The sequence below is a fragment of the Mammaliicoccus stepanovicii genome (genome assembly GCF_002902525.1).
GTDB lineage: Bacteria > Bacillota > Bacilli > Staphylococcales > Staphylococcaceae > Mammaliicoccus > Mammaliicoccus stepanovicii.
Genome location: NZ_PPQZ01000106.1, coordinates 43,607 through 60,866 on the forward strand (window position 1 = coordinate 43,607; position 17,260 = coordinate 60,866).

Consider the following 17,260-nt stretch of genomic DNA (forward strand, 5'->3'; position numbering starts at 1 on the left):
CTATTTCTTTAAATATATGTTAAAATATCTAATGTTTATAAAATTAAATAAAATACATTGTTTATCTTACTAACTAGTCATAGGTCTAGTTGGATTTTTTATTATAATGAAGTGTAAGGAAGTTGAACATGGAAAAAGATATAGCGTACATTGAACAATTGCTATTTCAAAATTCTTCAGAAATTGATGAGTTAAGAACTTATGCAGACCAAAATAAAGTACCAATTATGGATAAAATATCTACAGAATTTGTTAAACAGATGATAAGAATCCATAATGCACAAAATATTCTAGAAATTGGGACTGCAATTGGTTATAGTTCGATGCATTTTGCATCATGTAATTCAAATATAAATGTTTACACAATTGAAAGAAATGAAGAAATGTATCACCAAGCCGTCAAAAATATTAAACATTATCATTTTGAAGATCAAATAAAGGTTATATTATCTGATGCAAAAGATGCATTCGAACGTATACCTGAGAATATGAAATTCGATATGATTTTTATTGATGCGGCTAAAGCTCAATCTCAAAAATTTTTCGAATTATATGAGCCTTTTTTAAATGAAGGCGGTATTATACTAACGGATAATGTTTTGTATCATGGATTTGTTAGTAATATAGAAATCGTTAGAAGTAGAAATATTAGACAGATGATTAAAAAAATAAAAAGCTATAATGAATGGTTAATGAACCATCCCAATTATGAAACAACGATTATTAATATTGGGGATGGCATGGCTATTTCAAAAAGGGGAAGAAAAGATGACTGAATTATTGGTTACACCTAAATCAGTAGAGCATATTGAAACTTTAATTAAACTTGGTGCTGATGCATTTGTAATTGGTGAAGAAAAGTTCGGTTTAAGGTTAGCAGGAGAATTTAAAGAGCCAGAATTAAGAGAAGCAATTAAGTTGATACATCAACACGACAAAAAAGCATATGTTGCAGTAAATGGTATATTCCACAATGAACATATTGATGATTTAGAAAATTATATTGACCTGTTACACGAACTTAAGGCAGATAGAATTATTTTTGGTGATCCTGCTGTTGTTATGGCAATGAAAAAATATAAGAATCCTATTCCGTTACATTGGAATGCAGAAACAATTGTAACGAATCATTTCCAGTGTAATTATTGGGGTGATAGAGGATCTTCACGTGCAGTTCTAGCAAGAGAATTGAGTATTGAAGAGGTTATAGAGATTAAGGAACGAAGCAATGTTGAAATTGAAGTTCAAGTTCATGGTATGACATGCATGTTCCAATCAAAACGACAATTACTCGGTAATTACTTTATGTATCAAGATAAAGTAATGAAGATTGAAAACAGAAAAGAAAACAAAGATATGTTACTATTTGATGAAGAAAGAAGTAATAAATATCCAATTTATGAAGATTATAATGGTACACATATTATGAGTCCAAATGACATTTGCTTAATTGAAGATTTAGAAGAATTATTTGAAGCTAATATTGATAGTTTTAAAATTGACGGTGTCTTACAATCAGAAGCATATATAAATGTCGCGACAGAACAATATAGACAAGCTATTGACTTATATAATGAAGACCCAGAACTTTATGAAGATGAAAAATTTATGTTACTTGAACCAATTGAAGATATTCAACAAGATCATCGACCTATGGATCAAGGGTTCTTATTTAAACAGACAGTTTATTAAGTTAAATTAAAGGAATGATTAATATGAAAGTTTTAGAGCCTAGTAGATCTAGTCAGAAAACGAAAGTAAAAAAACCTGAACTTCTAGCACCTGCAGGTAATTTAGAAAAACTTAAAATTGCTGTCCATTATGGTGCGGATGCAGTATTCTTAGGTGGACAAGAATATGGATTGAGGTCTAATGCTGATAATTTCACAATGGATGAAATAGCAGAAGGTGTGCAATTTGCGAAAAAATACGGTGCAAAAATTTATGTTACAACTAATATATTTGCTCACGATGAAAATATCCCCGGTTTAGAAGAATATTTATCGAACTTAAATGAAACTGGTGCGCATGGTATTATCGTAGCAGATCCATTAATTATAGAAACATGTAAACGAGTTGCACCTAATTTAGAAATCCATTTAAGTACACAACAATCGTTATCAAACTATCGTGCTGTACAATATTGGAAAGAAGAAGGATTAGAAAGAGTTGTTTTAGCAAGAGAAACAAGTGCTGAAGAAATGCTTGAAATGAAAGAGAAAGTAGATATTGAAATTGAAACGTTCATCCATGGTGCAATGTGTATAGCCTATTCAGGTAGATGTACATTGAGTAATCATATGACAGCAAGGGATTCAAATAGAGGTGGCTGTTGTCAAAGTTGTAGATGGGATTATGATTTGATTTCAGTAGAAGAAGATGGAGATTTACAACCATATTTCGAAGAAAATGAAGTTACACCATTTGCAATGAGCCCAAAAGACTTGAAATTAATCGAATCTATACCTAAAATGATGGACATTGGTATTGATTCATTAAAAATTGAAGGTAGAATGAAATCTATGCACTACATTGCAACTGTCGTTTCAGTTTATAGAAAAGTAATAGATAGTTATGCAAATGACCCTGAAAACTTCAAAATAGACCCCAATTGGTTAATAGAGTTGGACAAATGTGCAAATAGAGACACAGCTCCTGCATTCTTCGAAGGTGTACCTCAATTTGAAGAACAAATGTTTGGGAGTGAATCAAATAAAAAAACACCTTTTGATTTTTGTGGATTAGTGTTAGACTATGACGCAGAATCAAAAATTGCAACAATTCAACAGAGAAATCATTTTAAACCCGGTCAAGAAATTGAATTTTTTGGACCAGAAATTGATAATTTCACACAAGTCATAGATAAAATTTATGATGAAAATGGTGAGGAATTAGATGCAGCTAGACATCCACTTCAAATAATCCAAATAAAAGTGGATCACCCGATTTATCCAAATAATATGATGAGAAAGGGATTAGTTTGATGGGGAAAACAACAATTATAGGTATTGCAGGGGGATCTGGTTCAGGTAAAACTTCTGTAACATCAGAAATTATGAAAAACTTAGATGGATATAGTGTAGCTTTAATAGAGCAGGATTACTATTATAAAGATCAATCACATATGTCATTTGAAGATCGTTTAAAGACTAATTATGATCATCCATTTGCTTTCGATAATGAAAGATTAAAGCAGGACTTAAAGAACATTAAAGAAGGTCGTGCTATAGAAGTTCCAACTTATGACTACTCAAATCATACGAGAAGTGATAAGACAATCAGGTTTGAACCTAAAGATGTTATTATACTAGAAGGTATATTCGCTTTAGAAAATGCAGATTTAAGAGAATTGATGGATGTTAAGATTTATGTTGATACTGATGCTGATTTACGAATTTTACGTCGTATGACTAGAGATATTAAAGATAGAGGACGTACAATGGAATCAGTAATAGATCAATACCTATCAGTTGTTAGACCAATGCATATTCAGTTTATTGAACCAACGAAGAAATATGCTGATATCATTATCCCTGAAGGTGGTAGCAATAAAGTTGCAATTGATATCATGACAACTAAGATTCAATCATTAGTTAAAAATATTTAAAAACACAAAGTAAAGGAAGATGGCAGAATGGAAACACAAAAAGAATTTCCTATGACTCAGGAAGGTTTTATCAAATTAGAAAAAGAATTAGAAGAGTTAAAGACAGTAAAAAGACCAGAAGTAGTAGAAAAAATTAAAGTAGCAAGAAGTTTTGGTGATTTATCTGAGAACTCCGAATATGATGCTGCTAAAGATGAACAAGGTTTTATTGAACAAGAAATCCAAAAAATAGAAAACATGATTCGTCATGCTCATATAATTGAAGATAATGGTTCTAAAAATGATATCCAACTTGGTAGAACTGTTACATTCACTGAAATACCAGGTGATGATGAAGAAAGTTATAAGATTGTTGGTTCAGCAGAAGCAGATCCATTTGAAGGTAAGATTTCGAATGAATCACCAATTGCTAAAGCTTTATTAGGTAAAAAGGTTAATGACGAAGTTAATGTTCCATTACCAAACGGCAATGAAATGAAAGTTAAAATTGTAAAAATAGACTAAAATAATATTTTTATACAAGTAACTACTAATCAATAGGAAACTATTGTTAGTAGTTATTTTTTTTATATAAGTTTCATGGTATTATAATGAAGAAATAATCCAGAATAGTCGGATTATTTAGAAAATGTTTGTTTAAGGGGTGTTAACTTTGGATGTAAAGGTTATAAATGAATCACATTTCATGATTTATGATAAAAATGAAATTGATCCATCAGTTAAAGACGGCATTTCACTTGTAGCTACCCAAATCGAGCAATTAAATCATCCAGGCATAATAAGCGTTACAAGTTCTTATACGTCGATTATGGTTGAGTATAATGCTTTAAAATTTGATTGCGAAGACATACTTAAAGATTTGGACATTGAAAACCTGCGTCATAGGAAAGGAGACGTAATCAATTCTAAGAAGAAAATTATATTACCTGTATATTATGGTAATGACTTTGGGCCGGATTTAGAATATGTAGCCGAATATAATAAGTTATCAGTAGAAGAAGTAATTGAAATACATACACGTAACGATTATTTAATTTATGCTATTGGTTTTTTACCTGGGTTTCCATTTTTAGGTGGTTTAGATAAACGTATTCATGCACCAAGAAAAGAAACGCCTCGTAATAAGATTAAGTCTGGGTCCGTTGGCATTGCAAATAATCAAACTGGACTCTATCCTAAAGATTCTCCAGGGGGATGGCAAATAATAGGAAGAACACCTGTTGATGTATTTAATCTAGAAAGAGATCCAATGATTTTATATGAGGCAGGCGATTTTATTTCATTTAAATCAATTAGTGAAGAGCAGTATAAACAAATTGAACATGAGATTAGTGAAGGAAGTTTTGATTATACAATATTGGTTGGTGAAGTTAAATGAAGTGTATAAAGCCTGGATTATTTACAACGATTCAAGATTTAGGAAGATTTAAGCATGAGAAAGATGGTTTTTCTGTTGCTGGCGTTATGAATCAATATCTCTATAAAATCGCAACAACATTAGTTGAAAATGAAAACTCACCAGTATTAGAAGTTACATTGAATGGTCCATCATTAAAGATTAATACATCTAATATTATTGCTTTCGTAGCATATGATGCACAAATACTTTTAGATAATGTTGAAATTCCTACTAATACAGCTATTTACGTTGAAAGAGGACAAATTTTACAAATAAAACAAATAACAAAAGGCGCTCGAGGATACTTAGCGTTCCATAAACAAATGGAGATAGAACCAATCTTGGGAAGTGTATCAACCCATACTAGAAGCGGAATTGGCGGATATACAGGTAAGCCAATGAAAAGCAATGATACATTATGTTTTAAAGATCGCTTTATAAACCAAGATGTGATTGGAAATTCAATTAATTTAAATTTAGACAATTACCAAAATGTTATTCCAATCGTTAAAGGGTTGCAGTATGAACAATTTACGAACAATGCACACGAAATATTAGTTAATCAAACGTATGAAATTTCTGGTAATTCTGACAGGATGGGGTATCGATTATTAGGAGAAGAGAAACTAACTCATATTCATGATGCTGATATTATTTCTGAACCTATTGCACCTGGTAGTGTACAAGTTCCAAATAACGGTCAACCGATTATCTTATTAAATGATCGTCAAACTATTGGAGGGTACACGAAAATAGCGACTTTAACTTATATTGGTCGAGAAAGAGTTGCGCTATTAAAACCAAATGATACATTGCGGTTTAAGTGGATTACTATTGAAGAAGCTATGGAAGCGTATAAAACTTATATAAGTGAACTGAAAAGTAGCCTTATATCTATTAGACAAAAGAAATTTAAAGATTTACATTATACAAGACCAAAATCAAAACAAATAGCGAAATTAATAAAGGGGTAAAAAATATGAATTTAGAAAAATTGGAACAAGTCATACAATTAATGAAAAATAATGATGTATCACATTTGAAGTATCATGATGACAAGTCTGAAATTGAAATTGATTTTGGGTCATCAAATCCAGTAGACACATCTAAAGATGTTAGAGAGACATCTAATCAACCTGCATCGTCCGAATCAATTGATGAGAAAGAAACAATTGATGCTGAAATATTAGGTACTTTTTATTTACAAGACGAAGAAGAACTATCTACTCCGCTAGTAAAAGAAGGAGACCAAGTGAAGCAAGGACAAATTGTCGGCTATATTGAATCAATGAAAGTATTAAATGAAGTATTAAGTGATCAAGATGGCATCATTGAAAAACTTCACCTAAACCATGGTGACCCAGTAGAATATGGCCAAACAATTATTACATTAAAGTAAAAAGGGGAATGACTTTGATAAAACGTTTATTAATTGCAAATAGAGGAGAAATTGCGGTAAGAATTATAAGAACATGCAGAATGATGAATATCACAACAATTGCTATTTATTCGAAAGCGGATAAAGATAGTTTACATGTCCAATTAGCTGATGAGGCATATTGTATTGGGCCAAACGCATCAACTGATAGTTATTTGTATATTGATAGAATACTAGAAGCTTGTAGAATGAGTAAAGCTGATGCAATACATCCTGGTTATGGATTTTTATCTGAATCTACAACATTTAGAAAAAGAGTAGAAGAAGAACATCTCATATTCGTAGGGCCAAGTTATAATACTATGAGTTTAATGGGTGATAAGATAAAAGCTAGAGAAACGATGTACCATGCAAATGTTCCAATTATTCCTGGCTCTATTGGCGAAGTGACAACGACTGATGAAGCACGTGAAATTGCAAATGATATTGGGTATCCTTTTGTTATCAAAGCCGCAAGTGGTGGTGGTGGAAAAGGAATAAGAATTGTACATGAAAGTTCTGAATTAGAAAAAGCATTCAAAGAAGCTCAATCAGAGGGTGAAAAATATTTTAGCGATAAACGTGTATATATTGAAACTTTCATAGATAAAGCAAGACATGTTGAAGTTCAAGTGTTAGGTAGTAGTCATCATGAGGCAATTCATTTAGGGGAAAGAGATTGTTCGATTCAACGTAAGAATCAAAAACTTATTGAAGAAGCGCCATGTCAGGCACTTGATGAAGCTACTAGAAATTCGTTACATGAAGATGCCGTTAAAGCTACATTAGCTTGTAACTATGAAAGTGCAGGTACAATTGAATTTCTCTTAACTGACGATGGGTATTATTTCTTAGAAATGAACACTAGAATACAAGTCGAACATACGGTCACTGAATTACTAACGGGTGTTGATTTAATAAAAGAACAAATTTTAATTGCTAATAAAGAACACCTGTCTATGAAACAAGAAGATATAAACTTCAATGGACACGTTATAGAATGTAGAATTAATGCTGAAAATCCAGAAAAACAATTTAGACCAGCTGCAGGTAAAGTGCAAGCATTACATTTACCTAATGGATTTAATACAAGAATTGATAGCATGTTGTATAACGGATATGAAATACCACCATATTATGATTCATTAGTAGCTAAAATATTAGTAAAAGGTGTAAATAGACAAGAAGCTATTGAAAAGATGAAAGGTACGCTCGAAGAAACTGTAATAGAAGGTTTCCCAACTACTTTGGATTTTCTTTATAGAATATTAAGTTACGAACCATATATTCTTAATGATATTACCATCAAATTTTTACATGAACATAAACTCGTATAAAGGGGCTGTTATTATGGTACAAGTAGATTTAAATTGTGATTTAGGTGAAAGTTTTGGTAATTATAAACTTGGTAATGATGAGTTGATTTTGCCACTTATAACTTCTGCAAATGTAGCGTGTGGTTTTCATGCTGGAGATCAACATGTTATGAATCAAACTGTCAAAATGGCCGTAGAAAACAATATACATATTGGAGCACATCCAGGATTACAAGACTTAAATGGATTTGGACGTAGAAATATGGATGTAACGCCGCAAGAAGTATTTGATCTTGTTATTTATCAATTAGGTGCATTATCTGGATTCTGCAAAATACACAATACAAAAATTTATCACGTTAAACCACATGGTGCTTTATACCAAATGGGTGCGAAAGATAGAGAAATTGCTGATGCGATTGTAAGCGCTGTTAAATCGTTTGATCCAACCTTATTATTTGTGGGTTTATCAAATAGTGAATTAATAGAATCATGCAAAAGGTTCGGGCTTAAATATAAAAGTGAAGTGTTTGCAGATAGAGCTTATATGGATAGCGGTCAACTTGTTTCAAGAAAGCAAGAAGGTGCATTGATTAAAGATACATCTCAAGCGGTTGAACAAGTTTTGAAAATGGTAACTGAATCTAAGGTAAACACGATAAACGGTAATGAAATACCTATAGAAGCAGATACTATTTGTGTCCATGGAGATGGAGAACACGCATTGAATTTTGTTAAAGAGATTATAAGTAAATTTAAATCTGAAGGTATTGAAATTAAACCATTAAGTTAGGAGATACGCGCATGAACAATAATAAAGGATTTGAAAATATAGACAAACCATTTGAGTTTACAGCTAAACATCGAAGAATATTATGGGGAGCAGTATTCTTAATGGCTACTTCATCGATTGGTCCAGCGTTTTTAACTCAAACAGCTGTATTTACGGAACAATTTTTAGCGAGTTTTGCATTTGCCATTCTTGCTTCAATTATCATTGATGTTGGGGCACAAATTAATATATGGAGAGTTATAACTGTCGTAGGTAAAGGCGGACAAGATATTGCAAATGATGTATTTAAAGGACTAGGTAGTTTTATTGCGGTATTAATCGCGATAGGTGGACTTGCTTTTAACATTGGAAATGTTGCAGGGGCTGGACTTGGGTTAAATGCTATTTTTGGAATCGATGTACGAATTGGAGCAGGTATTACGGGCGTATTAGCAATTCTTATATTTATCGTTAAAAATGCCCAAAAGGTAGTAGACATACTTACGCAAATTCTAGGTGTCTTAATGATTGGGATTGTTGCTTATGTGATGGTATTAACAAAACCACCTGTAGCAGAGGCAGCACAAAAAATGATTATGCCAGATGAAATAAATAGCTTAATTGTGCCGATTATTACACTTGTAGGTGGAACGGTTGGTGGATATATTACATTCGCTGGTGCGCATAGGTTACTTGAAGCGGGAATAACAGGTAAACATTATATACCATTTGTAAATAGAGCAGCTGTTTCAGGAATTGTAACGACTGGCGTAATGAGAACATTTTTATTTTTAGCAGTTTTAGGTGTTGTTGTTACAGGGTTTACTTTAAATCCAGACAACCCTCCAGCTTCAGTGTTTGAACATGTACTAGGACCTGTTGGTAAACAGGTATTCGGTGTTGTATTGTTTTCAGCAGCATTATCTTCAGTTATTGGTTGTGCATATACAAGTACAACATTTATCCAATCATTACACCCAGCAATCAAAAATCATAGAAATTTAGTAATCATTATGTTTATAGTTGTTTCATCAATTGTATTTTTAACAATAGGTAAACCAGTTAAATTACTTATTATTGCAGGGGCATTAAATGGGTTAATCTTGCCAGTTACCTTAGGAACGATATTAATCGCATCACGTAAAAAGAGCATTGTTGGAGATTATAAACACCCAACTTGGATGTTAGTTTTAGGTGTAATAGCAGTATTAACAACGCTAATAGCAGGTATTTTATCGTTACAAGGTTTACAAGCGCTATGGAATCAATAAAATTGCGTTTAAATTCTTATTAATTATGTTACGATATATAAGAATGAAAATTATGGAGTGATTAAACATGATTGGTATAATAGGCGCAATGGAAGAAGAAGTTGAAATATTAAAATCTTCTATTAGTAATGTGAATACAATTAAGAGAGCTCATGTTGTTTTTTACACTGGACAACTTGAGGGTAAAGAAATTGTTTTAGCTCAAAGCGGTATAGGTAAAGTAAATGCTGCAATAACTACTACAATTTTAATTGAAGAATTTGAACCTGAAATAATAATCAACACTGGTTCAGCTGGTTCAGTAGATAAAGATTTAAATATTGGGGATATTATAATAAGTAGCAAAGTTTATTATCACGATGCAGATGCAACGGCATTTGGCTACAAACTAGGTCAAGTTCCAAACATGCCGGAATATTATGAAACTGATGAAACTTTAATTTCAGCTGCAAAATCGACAATTGAAGAATTGTCTTTAAATGGCATAGTAGGTGAAGTTGCAACAGGGGATAGCTTTATAGGTTCATTAGATCAACGTAAAGTTATAAAGAATCATTTCCCTACTGCAAGCGTTGTAGAAATGGAAGCATGTGCAATTGCACAAACATGTTATCAATATAACGTCCCAATAATCGTTACAAGAGCTGTATCAGACTTAGCAGATAAAGAATCTGATGTGGCATTTGAAGAATTTTTAAAAGTAGCTTGCGTGAATTCAAGTAAAATTGTAAAATTGTTATTAAATAGAGTGGCATAAGGAGGCAGTCTCATGTTAATATTAATGGCTATTGCTGTCATTGCTACAGCACTTGTTGGTTTTGTGATTTATGCGAATACTGATGTTGAAAAATCATCTGACCGTGAAATTACTGAATAATATTGAGTGTTGCGAATCAACTTGATTTGCAACACTTTTATTTTGTGTGCTGATAAATAGAAAATGTTAGAATAATTTATGTTAAAATAAGAAATTATATAGAGGTGTGAATAATGGGTATATTTACAAAATACTTTTTACCAAATGAGTATGTACAATCAATTTATACAATAAAGCCAGAACATTTAAAAGAAAAAAATATTAAAGCAATTATTACGGATTTAGATAATACATTAGTTGGTTGGGATGTTAAAGATCCAACTGACGAAGTAAGAAAATGGTTTGAAGAAATGAAAGAGAATGGTATAACTGTAACTATCGTTTCAAATAATAATGAAGATCGTGTGCAGACATTTTCTTCTACATTAAATATAGATTATATATTTAAAGCCAAAAAGCCTAGAGGTAGTGCATTTAGAAAAGCAACAAGTTTAATGCAAGTAAACAAATCTGAAGTAGTGGTCATAGGTGACCAAATGTTAACTGATGTATTTGGTGGTAATAGAAATGGTTTATACACTATTATGGTAGTTCCCGTTAAAAAAACGGATGGCTTTATTACGAAATTCAATCGACTAATTGAAAGAAGATTTTTAAATTACTTTAAAAGAAAAGGTTATATTAACTGGGAGGAATAGTATTGACAGAGTTAGCAAAATGTATTGGCTGTGGTGCAACATTACAATCAACAAATCCAAAAGAAGCGGGATATGTGCCAACATCAAGTCTTGATAAAGATGATGTCATTTGTAAGAGATGTTTTAGGTTAAAACATTATAATGAAGTGCAAGATGTTGAATTAACGAGTGAAGATTTCTTAAATATGCTTAAATCATTAAGAAATGAAGATGGTTTAATTGTAAACGTTGTTGATGTATTTGATTTAGAAGGATCTATGATACATCGATTGAAGGATATCGTTGGAAAGAAAAAAGTAGTACTTGTTGCAAATAAAATTGACATATTACCAAAAGCGATAAATAAACGAAGAGTCGAAATATGGCTAAGAAATAGAGCTAAAGATTTCGGATTAAATCCAGATGAGGTCGTACTAATTTCAGCATTTAAAAATCAAGGTATCGATGAATTATTAGATACAATTGAAAAAGTTAGAAATAACAAAGACGTATATGTCGTCGGTACGACAAATGTAGGTAAATCAACACTCATAAATAGGTTGATTGAGAAAAGCGTCGGTGAAAAAGAAGTGATTACGACAAGTCATTTTCCTGGAACCACTCTTGATATGATTGATATACCATTAGATGATGATTCTTATATGTTTGATACACCAGGAATTATTCAAAGTCATCAAATGACGCATTATGTTACGGATAAAGAACTCAAAATAGTAATGCCTAAAAAAGAAATCAAACCGAAAGTTTATCAATTAAATGAAGAACAATCGTTATTTTTAGGTGGTTTAGTGAGAGTTGATTATCTTCAAGGTGGTAGAAGGTCATTAACATGTTTTGTTTCAAATGAATTAAATATTCATCGAACAAAATTAGAAAAAGCAGAAGATTTATGGCAAAGACAAATTGGTGAATTATTAGCACCACCTTATTCTGCAGAGAATTTTGACTTTGATAATTTAAAAACGACTGAAATCGTTACTGAAAACGAAAGAAAAGATATCATGATTTCTGGTTTAGGCTTTGTAACAGTTGATGAAGGTGCTCAAATAAACATAGTTGCACCGAGTGAAGTAGAAATAACAATTAGAAAATCAATCTTGTAAGAGGTGACATGCATGAAATTTGCAGTAATAGGACATCCAATTAGTCATTCCTTATCACCAATTATGCATCGTAGTAACTTTGAATCATTACAACGAAAAGATGAATATATCGCATTAGATGTGCCACCACAACATTTCAGTCATATAAAAGAAATCATCCTCGAAAATGACCTGGATGGTTTCAATGTTACCATTCCACATAAAGAGTCAATTATTCCGTATCTAGATAACATTTCTGTAAGTGCACGTCATATTGGTGCTGTAAACACAGTATTGATAGAAGACGGTAAATGGACAGGCTATAATACAGATGGAATAGGTTTTGTAAAAGGATTAATAGATACTTATGGACCCATTGCTAATAAAAATATACTCGTACTCGGTGCTGGCGGTGCAAGTAAAGGTATAGTTTCTGAAATGGATAAGTTTACAACATCCAAAATTACAGTAGCAAACAGAACTATGGAAAGATTTGAAACGTGGAACATAGATATTAACAAATATAGTTTAGAACAAATCGTTCCTTACTTGAAAGATTTTGATATTGTAATTAATACAACATCTGTTGGAATGAACGATGCTAGTGATATGCTAATTATTCCGATAAACGAATTAAATAAAAACACTTTAGTCTGTGATATTATTTATATTCCTGAAAAAACACCATTCTTAAAAGCTTGTGAAGAAAATGGAAACACTGTATACAATGGACTAGATATGTTTGTATACCAAGGTGCTGAAAGTTTTGAAATATGGACAGGTCAAGAAGCAAATATAGATATCATGAAAAATAAAGTTATAGATGAACTTAAAAGGAGATAAACATGTTAACAGGTAAACAAAGAAGATATTTAAGAAAAGAAGCACATCATTTAGATCCAATTTTTCAAATAGGAAAAGGTGGACTTAACGAAAATATGGTAGAACAATTAAAAGAAGCATTAGAAAAAAGAGAACTTATAAAAGTTCATATTTTACAAAATAATATGGATGATCATAAAGAAATAGCTGAAGTTGTTGCAAAACAAACAAATGGTGAACTCGTACAACTGATAGGAAATATTATAATTCTTTATAAAGAATCTAAAGAAAACAAGAAAATCGAATTACCTTAATAAATGAAGAAACTGTTGATTTATGGTGGCCAATTCAATCCAATTCATATTGGTCATATGCTTGTTGCGAGTGAAACTTATCAGTATGTACAACCAGATGAATTTATATTTTTACCAAGTTATCAGTCACCGTTAAAAGAACAATATCATCATGTAGATGAAAAAGATAGAATGAAGATTATTCAATTAGCTATACAAGATTTAGGATTTGGGATATTGGATGACAGGGAGATTGTACGTAAAGGAACGAGTTACACGATTGATACTATACGTGAAATTCAACAAGACTATCAAGACTATCAAATTTACTTTGTTATAGGTACAGACCAATTTGATCATTTGCATAAATGGCGAAATATTGAACAACTAAAAGAAATCTTAACATTTGTTGTTGTAAATCGGAATGTGGATGAACAAGTTGTTGAAGATAATATGATATCAGTTAACATACCAAGAGTTGATATTAGTTCTACTGTAATTAGAAATAGATGTAAAAATCGTCGTTCGATCAAGATGCTAGTGACACCCAATGTGGAAACTTATATAAAAAGGGGACGATTGTATGAAGATTAAAAAAGCAGTGAAATTAGTCGAAGAAACACTTCCAACTAAAAGATATAATCACTCATTAAGAGTTGCAGAAACAGGTAAGAAAATGGCAGAAATTTTTGATGGTGATATTAAAAAGGTAGAATTAGCAGGTATATTGCATGATTTATGCAAGTATGAAGAATTATCTGAACTTTATCAAAGCGTTACTAAATATGAATTAGGTCAAGATTTACTGAGCTATGGTTCAGAAATTTTACATGGACCTGTTGCAGCTGCCAGACTTAAAGATGAATATGAAATTGACGACGAAGAAATATATTATGCTATATATAATCATACAACTGGTAGAGCACAAATGAATAAAACTGAAAAAATTATTTTTATTGCAGATTATATAGAGCCAAAGCGTGATCAACCATGTGTAGATGAAATTAGAGATATAGTATTTAAAGAAAAAAAGTTAGACAAAGCAGTTTATGAAATATCGAAACGAACAGTTTTACATTTAATAAATAAAGATAAAACAGTTCATTTGAAAACTATAGAATGTTTAAATTATTATAATTTACATTCAGATAAATAAAGGAATGATAAGATGAATTCGAATGATTTAATGGAAAAATGTTTATTAGCATGTGACGATAAGCGTGCAGAAGACATAGTAGCAATTGATATGGAAGGCATAAGTGATATTACTGATTACTTTATAGTATGTCATGGTAATAGTGATAAACAAGTACAAGCAATCGCAAGAAACGTTAAAGATGAAGCTGAAATAAACGATGTAAATGTAAAGCGTTTAGAAGGATTTAATGAAGCAAGATGGGTTCTTGTAGATTTGGGCGATGTTGTAGTTCATGTGTTCCACAGAGAAGAAAGAGATTATTACAATTTAGAGCGCTTATATAAAGATGCACCATTAATAACGTTAAATGAGGTTATGTCTTAATGGCTTATCATCGCATGAGTGATTATTATGATTTATTAACAAATGACCAACCTTACGATAAATGGAAACAAATAGTTGCTCATTATAAACCTAAATCAAATAATCAAATTATGGATATAGGTTGTGGAACAGGTAGATTAACATCTCAATTAGTAGAATTTGGTGATGTTAGCGGTCTTGATTTAAGTCATGAGATGTTAGAGATAGCAGAAAAGCGCAATCCTGAAATAAAGTGGTATTGTCAAGATATGAGAGATTTAGTGTTACCTCAGAAATATGATCTTATGACAATTTTTTGTGATAGTTTAAATTATATTACTGAATTAGAGGAAGTACTTGAGGTTTTTCACTATATAGACAAATATTTAGAAGATGATGGCGTGTTTATATTTGATGTTCATTCAACTTATAAAATGAACAATCAATTTAATAATCAAAGTTACATTTCTGAAGAAGATGGCCTAACTTTGACATGGCAGGCTATTTCTGGTGAAGAGCCTAACAGTGTTTATCATCAAATGTCTTTCTTTGCAGAAAGAGAAGATGGTTTATATGAACGATTTGATGAAGAGCATTATCAATGTACGTTTGATGTTCAAATTTATAAAGAACTATTAAAAACAGCTGGCTTTCAAATTGAAGCAGTGTTTACAGATTTCAATATAGATGAATACAATGAAAATGGTGACAGACACTTTATAGTTGCTAAAAAATAAAGTAAATTAAGGCACTTCTTACGTTTTATAATGTAGGAGGTGTTTTTTTGAATCATAATTATAAAATTTTAGAATGGATTAAACAAAATTATCAATATATATTGATTGGTTTAGCAGTTGTATTCATTGCGTTTAAGTTAGTTTCAAATGATGCAAGTACGGAAAGCGCTAATTTAAATATCGAGCAAGCAAGTCAGGATCATGAAATGTCTAATCAAACTTCTAAAAAAACTGAGGAACCTAACAAAGAAGAATCATCGTTACCGGTTAAAAGTGTAACAGTAGATATTAAGGGGGCCGTTAATAATCCAAATACATATGAAATGAAATCGACAGATAGAATAAAGGATGTAATCAGTAAAGCACAATTGAAAGATAATGCGGATTTAACGAAGATAAATCTCTCTGAAAAATTAAGAGACCAAATGTATATTTATATCCCGATTAAGGATGAACAAATGCCAGAACAAGCGAACCTTCAAAATAGTGATAAATTAGTGGTAAATATTAATACTGCAACTAAAGAAGAAATTCAAAAAATTCCTGGTGTTGGACCAAGTAAAGCAGAAAAAATCATTCAATACAGAGAATCAAATGGTCAATTTAATTCTATTGATGATTTAAAGAAAGTAAAAGGATTTGGCGATAAAACAGTATCAAGCTTAAAAGAATATATTATTATAAATTGAAATTGCAATTATTATATAGAAAATTTACAATAAGGTATAAGAAAGGTAGTTGATATGAATTGGAAAGAATACAATGGAAAGAATACTTCATGGCTCAAAGTCACTTGTTATCACTTAGATCAACGTGTGAACGACTTTCGGTCGGAGCAACTATCGTTAAAGATAATCGCGTAATTGCCGGGGGATATAATGGATCTGTTTCAGGTGAGGATCATTGCATCGATAATGGTTGTTTAGTTGTAGATGGACATTGTATAAGAACGATACACGCAGAAATGAATGCGATTATACAATGCGCTAAACTAGGTGTGTCCTCAGAAGGTGCAACGATTTATGTTACGCATTTCCCTTGTTTAAATTGCACTAAGACAATTATACAAGCAGGAATTAAACAAATTTATTACGCTGATGATTACCATAATCATACATATGCCATTCAATTATTAGAACAATCAGGTGTTAAGTTCGAGAAAATTAATTTCTTACCTGAAGACATTATTAAATATTTAAAATAGACGGTTTATTATGTGGTTTTATTGTTCATTATTTTTGTTGTCAGGCATCATGTTACACATAGATTTTACAACTGGTATAGTTTTATTAGTTATTATAGGAACAAGCTGTATTATTAAAACAAAAATGAAACAAACATTGTTATTTGGTTTCATTTTTGTTTGTATTGGTTATTTAAACTACCCAAACATTCATTTAAAACCAATGTCATCATTCGATATAAACTCAAAGTTGTCACCGTATTATAACAGTATTATTCACTTTACGGATAAACTTAAAATAGATGGCGATCAAGTTAAGGCAATTGGAATGATAAATAATCAAAC

Annotated in this window: 22 protein-coding genes and 1 pseudogene; all 23 read left to right on the top strand. The window is 31.2% G+C overall.

Translation table 11 applies throughout. The annotated features are described in order from the left end of the window. Positions 1–128 precede the first annotated feature (128 nt). Positions 129–776: an O-methyltransferase gene (locus CD111_RS11190; protein WP_095087661.1), complete on the top strand. Its 648-nt coding sequence runs from the start codon at positions 129–131 to the stop codon at positions 774–776. Further along, positions 769–1,692, top strand: coding sequence for a peptidase U32 family protein (locus tag CD111_RS11195; protein WP_095087663.1), 924 nt, complete (start codon positions 769–771; stop codon positions 1,690–1,692). The genes CD111_RS11190 and CD111_RS11195 overlap by 8 nt, the downstream gene beginning before the upstream one ends. A 23-nt stretch (positions 1,693–1,715) precedes the next feature. Continuing rightward, positions 1,716–2,984, top strand: coding sequence for a peptidase U32 family protein (locus CD111_RS11200; RefSeq protein ID WP_095087664.1), 1,269 nt, complete (start codon positions 1,716–1,718; stop codon positions 2,982–2,984). Then, positions 2,984–3,607, top strand: a complete 624-nt coding sequence (gene udk / locus CD111_RS11205; protein WP_095087665.1) for a uridine kinase — start codon at positions 2,984–2,986, stop codon at positions 3,605–3,607. Before CD111_RS11200 ends, udk begins: the two co-directional genes overlap by 1 nt. A gap of 27 nt (positions 3,608–3,634) precedes the next feature. Then, complete coding sequence (gene greA, locus CD111_RS11210; protein ID WP_095087666.1) at positions 3,635–4,111, top strand: transcription elongation factor GreA; 477 nt, start codon at positions 3,635–3,637, stop codon at positions 4,109–4,111. A 148-nt stretch (positions 4,112–4,259) separates the two neighbouring features. Then, complete coding sequence (pxpB, locus tag CD111_RS11215; protein ID WP_095087667.1) at positions 4,260–4,985, top strand: 5-oxoprolinase subunit PxpB; 726 nt, start codon at positions 4,260–4,262, stop codon at positions 4,983–4,985. Next, a complete protein-coding gene (locus CD111_RS11220; RefSeq protein ID WP_095087668.1) occupies positions 4,982–5,980 on the top strand; it encodes a 5-oxoprolinase subunit C family protein in 999 nt (332 codons plus the stop codon). Before pxpB ends, CD111_RS11220 begins: the two co-directional genes overlap by 4 nt. 5 nt (positions 5,981–5,985) lie before the next feature. Beyond that, positions 5,986–6,405 (top strand): acetyl-CoA carboxylase biotin carboxyl carrier protein, encoded by a 420-nt coding sequence (locus CD111_RS11225; RefSeq protein WP_095087670.1) that lies wholly within the window; start codon positions 5,986–5,988, stop codon positions 6,403–6,405. A gap of 17 nt (positions 6,406–6,422) precedes the next feature. After that, complete coding sequence (locus tag CD111_RS11230) at positions 6,423–7,760, top strand: acetyl-CoA carboxylase biotin carboxylase subunit (protein WP_169712009.1); 1,338 nt, start codon at positions 6,423–6,425, stop codon at positions 7,758–7,760. 13 nt (positions 7,761–7,773) lie between these two features. Continuing rightward, on the top strand, positions 7,774–8,532 hold the full coding sequence (pxpA, locus tag CD111_RS11235; protein WP_095087672.1) for a 5-oxoprolinase subunit PxpA: 759 nt from the start codon (positions 7,774–7,776) through the stop codon (positions 8,530–8,532). 11 nt (positions 8,533–8,543) lie between these two features. After that, a complete protein-coding gene (locus tag CD111_RS11240; RefSeq protein WP_095087673.1) occupies positions 8,544–9,782 on the top strand; it encodes an NRAMP family divalent metal transporter in 1,239 nt (412 codons plus the stop codon). A 67-nt stretch (positions 9,783–9,849) separates the two neighbouring features. After that, positions 9,850–10,539, top strand: coding sequence for a 5'-methylthioadenosine/adenosylhomocysteine nucleosidase (locus tag CD111_RS11245; RefSeq protein ID WP_095087674.1), 690 nt, complete (start codon positions 9,850–9,852; stop codon positions 10,537–10,539). 233 nt (positions 10,540–10,772) lie between these two features. Continuing rightward, positions 10,773–11,297: a YqeG family HAD IIIA-type phosphatase gene (locus tag CD111_RS11250; RefSeq protein ID WP_095087675.1), complete on the top strand. Its 525-nt coding sequence runs from the start codon at positions 10,773–10,775 to the stop codon at positions 11,295–11,297. Between the two features lie 2 nt (positions 11,298–11,299). After that, positions 11,300–12,400 (top strand): ribosome biogenesis GTPase YqeH, encoded by a 1,101-nt coding sequence (yqeH, locus tag CD111_RS11255; protein ID WP_095087676.1) that lies wholly within the window; start codon positions 11,300–11,302, stop codon positions 12,398–12,400. A 12-nt stretch (positions 12,401–12,412) separates the two neighbouring features. After that, positions 12,413–13,222, top strand: coding sequence for a shikimate dehydrogenase (gene aroE / locus CD111_RS11260; protein ID WP_095087678.1), 810 nt, complete (start codon positions 12,413–12,415; stop codon positions 13,220–13,222). A 2-nt stretch (positions 13,223–13,224) separates the two neighbouring features. Next, a complete protein-coding gene (gene yhbY, locus CD111_RS11265; protein WP_095087679.1) occupies positions 13,225–13,515 on the top strand; it encodes a ribosome assembly RNA-binding protein YhbY in 291 nt (96 codons plus the stop codon). 3 nt (positions 13,516–13,518) lie between these two features. Then, the gene (nadD, locus tag CD111_RS11270) at positions 13,519–14,088 is read left to right on the top strand and encodes a nicotinate (nicotinamide) nucleotide adenylyltransferase (protein ID WP_095087680.1); all 570 of its coding nucleotides are present in this window, start codon (positions 13,519–13,521) and stop codon (positions 14,086–14,088) included. Then, positions 14,078–14,650: a bis(5'-nucleosyl)-tetraphosphatase (symmetrical) YqeK gene (gene yqeK, locus CD111_RS11275; protein ID WP_095087681.1), complete on the top strand. Its 573-nt coding sequence runs from the start codon at positions 14,078–14,080 to the stop codon at positions 14,648–14,650. Before nadD ends, yqeK begins: the two co-directional genes overlap by 11 nt. Before the next feature lie 12 nt (positions 14,651–14,662). Beyond that, a complete protein-coding gene (gene rsfS / locus CD111_RS11280; RefSeq protein WP_095087682.1) occupies positions 14,663–15,016 on the top strand; it encodes a ribosome silencing factor in 354 nt (117 codons plus the stop codon). Further along, complete coding sequence (locus tag CD111_RS11285; protein WP_095087685.1) at positions 15,016–15,732, top strand: class I SAM-dependent DNA methyltransferase; 717 nt, start codon at positions 15,016–15,018, stop codon at positions 15,730–15,732. Before rsfS ends, CD111_RS11285 begins: the two co-directional genes overlap by 1 nt. 47 nt (positions 15,733–15,779) lie before the next feature. Next, positions 15,780–16,421, top strand: a complete 642-nt coding sequence (locus CD111_RS11290; RefSeq protein ID WP_095087688.1) for a helix-hairpin-helix domain-containing protein — start codon at positions 15,780–15,782, stop codon at positions 16,419–16,421. Positions 16,422–16,480: 59 nt separating this feature from the next. Then, positions 16,481–16,936: a ComE operon protein 2 gene (locus CD111_RS11295; RefSeq protein ID WP_095087690.1), complete on the top strand. Its 456-nt coding sequence runs from the start codon at positions 16,481–16,483 to the stop codon at positions 16,934–16,936. A gap of 49 nt (positions 16,937–16,985) precedes the next feature. Further along, positions 16,986–17,260 (top strand): annotated as a pseudogene (locus tag CD111_RS11300) (DNA internalization-related competence protein ComEC/Rec2); the annotation flags it as partial.